Raw genomic sequence first — 3,402 nt, 5'->3', positions numbered from 1 at the left:
GGTGCTCCCGGCGCCGGGCCGGGGTCCACCCAGGCCACGCCCGCGCCGGAGCGGCCCGTCCCCAGCCCCCGCACCGACGGGCTCGGGCGGGCGGGCCTGGCCATCACGGTGATCGCGGTGCTCACCCACGTCACCGGCGTGGTGCTGCGCGGGATCGCGGCCGGCCGGGCCCCGTGGGGCAACATGTACGAGTTCATCACGACCTCGCTGGCGATCGCCGCGATCGCCTACCTCGTGCTCGCGCTGCGCTACGGCATGCGCTGGCTGGGCCTTCCGGTCACCCTGCTGCTCACGATCGGCCAGGGCCTGGCCGTGACCGTGTTCTACGTCGCGGTGTCCGATCTGATGCCGGCCCTGCACTCGGTCTGGTTCGTCATCCACATCATCGCGGCCGCGACCGCGGGCGCAGCGCTCAACATCGGCGGCATCGCCGCGATCCTCTACCTGATCCGCTCCCGGGCGGAGGAGCGGGGGACCGTCCGCGGCTACCTGGCGCGGATCCCGTCCTCGGCGACGCTCGACCGGGTGAGTTACCGTTTCCACGCCTTCGCGTTCCCGCTGTGGACGTTCACCATCGCCGCGGGCGCGATCTGGGCCCAGTACGCGTGGGGACGGTTCTGGGGCTGGGACCCGAAGGAGACCTGGTCGCTGGTGACCTGGATCATCTACGCGGGCTACCTGCACGCCAGGGCGACCGCCGGCTGGAAGGGACGCCGCGCCGCCGTCGTGGCCGTGATCGGCCTGGCCAGCTTCTGGTTCAACTTCGTGGGGATCAACCTGCTGGTCTCCGGCCTGCACTCCTACGCCGGCATCTGAACGGCGGCCGCGCCGGTCAGCTGCGTGGCGGGGCGCGGGGCTGGGCGGCGCCGTGAAGGGACAGCCGGCCCACGGAACCGTCACCGCGCCGTGCCACAATCGGTGACATGCGGCACTTCGACCTGTGCGTGATCGGCTCCGGCAGCGGCAACTCGATCGTCGACGAGCGGTTCGCGGACTGGAAGGTGGCACTGGTCGACGGCCAGGAGTGGTTCGGCGGCACCTGCCTGAACGTCGGCTGTATCCCGACCAAGATGTTCGCCCACCCCGCGGACGTCATCGAGGACGCCCGGCAGGCGGGGCGGCTCGGCGTCGATGTCGGCAACATCCGGGTCCGCTGGCCGGACATCCGCGACCGGGTGTTCGGGCGGATCGACCCGATCGCAGCGAGTGGCGAGGCGTGGCGCCGCGACAGCGCGAACGTGGCGCTGTTCCGCGAGAACGGGCACTTCGTCGCGCCGAGGATGCTGCGGGTCGGGGAGGAGCAGTTCACCGCCGACCGGTTCGTGCTGGCCGCGGGCTCGCGTCCCCGCATCCCCGAGGTGCCCGGCGTGGACGATCCCGCACTCGCCGGCCGCATCCACACCTCCGACTCGATCATGCGGCTGGACGCGCTGCCGAAGTCGCTGATCATCGTCGGCGGTGGCCTGGTGGCCGTCGAGTTCGCGCACATCTTCGCCGCCTACGGCACCCAGGTGACCCTGCTCCACCGCGGTCAGCGCCTGCTCAAGGTCGCCGACGAGGCGGTGGCCGATCGCTTCACCGATCTGCTCAGCCGGCGCGTGGTGCTGCGCCTCGGCCAGCACCTCGCGTCCGTGGCGGAGACCGGCGGCAGGATCGAGGTCGGCACGACCGATGACGACGGCATCGAGTACTTCTTCGAGGCCGAGCAGGTGCTGGTGGCCACCGGACGCGTCCCCAACTCCGACACGCTCGACCTGGCCGCCACCGGGGTGGAGGTCGACGACAGCGGCCTCGTCGTGGTCGACGAGTTCCAGCGCACGAGCGTCGAGGGCATCTGGGCGCTCGGGGACGTGAGCAGCCACTGGCAGCTCAAGCACGTCGCCAACCACGAGGCACGGGTCGTGCAGCACAACCTGCTGCACCCCGACGACCTCGTCGCCAGCGACCACCGGTTCGTCCCCCAGGCCGTCTTCAGCGGCCCCCAGGTGGCCTGCGTGGGCCTCACCGAGCAGGAGTGCAGGGCGCGGGGACTGCGGCACGTGGTCGGCGTCCGCGACTACGGCGCGGTGGCCTACGGCTGGGCACTGGAGGACACCGACCACTTCGCCAAGGTGATCGCCGACCCCGCCACCGGCCAGCTTCTTGGCGCCCACATCATCGGTCCGGACGCGCCGAACCTCATCCAGCCGTTGATCCAGGCGATGAGCTTCGGCCTGGATGTGCGTTCCATGGCCCGCGGGCAGTACTGGATCCACCCCGCCCTCGCCGAGGTCGTGGAGAACGCCCTGCTCGCGGTGGACCTGGACGGGTGAGGCGCCTCGTCGGCCTCGCGGCCGCGCTGGTGCTGGCCGGGTGCAGCGCGGTGGGGCCCCCGGCTGCGACCCCTCCCGCGACGACCGCTGCTCCGTCCGCCACCGACCCCGCCGGCACCGGCACCGCGTCCGGGTCGCCGTCGGCCACCGCGACCGCTTCGTCCCCGCGGTGCACCGCCGAGGCGGCGGCGCTGTCCCCGGCCGAGCAGGTCGGGCAGCTGGTGATGGTCGGGGTGGGCGTCGACCTGACCGGCACGCAGCGCTCGGCGATCAGGAAGTACCACCTGGGCTCGGCGATCGTGATGGGGTCCACGACCGGTGGGGTGTCGAGGGTCGCGTCCCTGAGTGCGCGGCTGGCGAAGCTGGGCGGCGGCACCGGCATGCTCGTCGCGGCCGACCAGGAGGGCGGGCTCGTCCAGCGGCTGAAGGGGGCCGGCTTCGGCACCATCCCCTCCGCCGCACGACAGGCGACCATGCCTGCCCGCGAGCTGACCGACCGGGCGACCGGCTGGGGGAAGGCGATGGCGAGGGCGGGGGTGAGGCTGAACCTCGCGCCGGTGGCCGACGTCGTCCCGGCGAAGTACCGGTCGACGAACCAGCCGATCGCCCGGCTCGGGCGCGGATATGGCTCCGATCCCCGAGCCGTCTCGGCGAAGGTCGCGGCGTTCAGCAGCGGGATGGAGGCCGCAGGTGTCGCGGTCGCGGTCAAGCACTTCCCCGGTCTGGGCGCGGTGACCGGCAACACCGACTTCACGGCGAGGGTCGTCGACTCCACCACGACCGCAGGCAGCGCCCGGCTGCAGCCGTTCCGTGACGCCGTCTCCGCCGGGGTGGCCGCGGTGATGGTCTCCTCCGCGTACTACTCGAAGCTGGATGCCGCGCGTCCCGCGATGTTCTCCCCGACGGTGATCGGGCTGCTCAGGGACGAGGGTTTCGACGGGGTGGTGGTGAGCGACGACCTCGGCGCAGCCGCTGCCCTGAGCAGCGTCCCGGTCGCCGAGCGCGCCGTCCGCTTCGTCCGGGCCGGCGGCGACCTCGCGCTGACCGTGGACGCGTCCACCGCCGGGCGGATGGCTGCCGGCCTCCGCAG

3 protein-coding genes are annotated in these 3,402 nt (G+C 72.7%); all 3 read left to right on the top strand.

The window, feature by feature from the left end; translation table 11 throughout:
- On the top strand, positions 1-816 hold an 816-nt coding region (ccsB, locus tag QM633_RS12945), incomplete at its 5' end, for a c-type cytochrome biogenesis protein CcsB (protein ID WP_415154176.1).
- A gap of 107 nt (positions 817-923) precedes the next feature.
- Entirely contained in the window at positions 924-2,312 is a 1,389-nt protein-coding gene (locus tag QM633_RS12940) for a mycothione reductase (protein WP_415154175.1), read from the top strand.
- Positions 2,309-3,402, top strand: a 1,094-nt coding sequence (locus tag QM633_RS12935) for a glycoside hydrolase family 3 N-terminal domain-containing protein (RefSeq protein ID WP_415154174.1), incomplete at its 3' end; no start/stop codon positions are given. The genes QM633_RS12940 and QM633_RS12935, both read left to right, overlap by 4 nt.

Origin of the sequence: Propionicimonas sp. (assembly GCF_047606205.1) — a bacterium.
Taxonomy (GTDB): Bacteria; Actinomycetota; Actinomycetes; order Propionibacteriales; family Propionibacteriaceae; genus Propionicimonas.
The sequence above is the reverse complement of the archived record's forward strand: the minus strand, read 5'-3'. Positions and strand labels throughout refer to the sequence as shown.

What these genes read in the sequence shown, in the direction of transcription:
- QM633_RS12940 (WP_415154175.1), top strand. Translation starts at nt 924, where the DNA reads ATGCGGCACTTCGACCTGTGCGTGATCGGCTCCGGCAGCGGCAACTCG.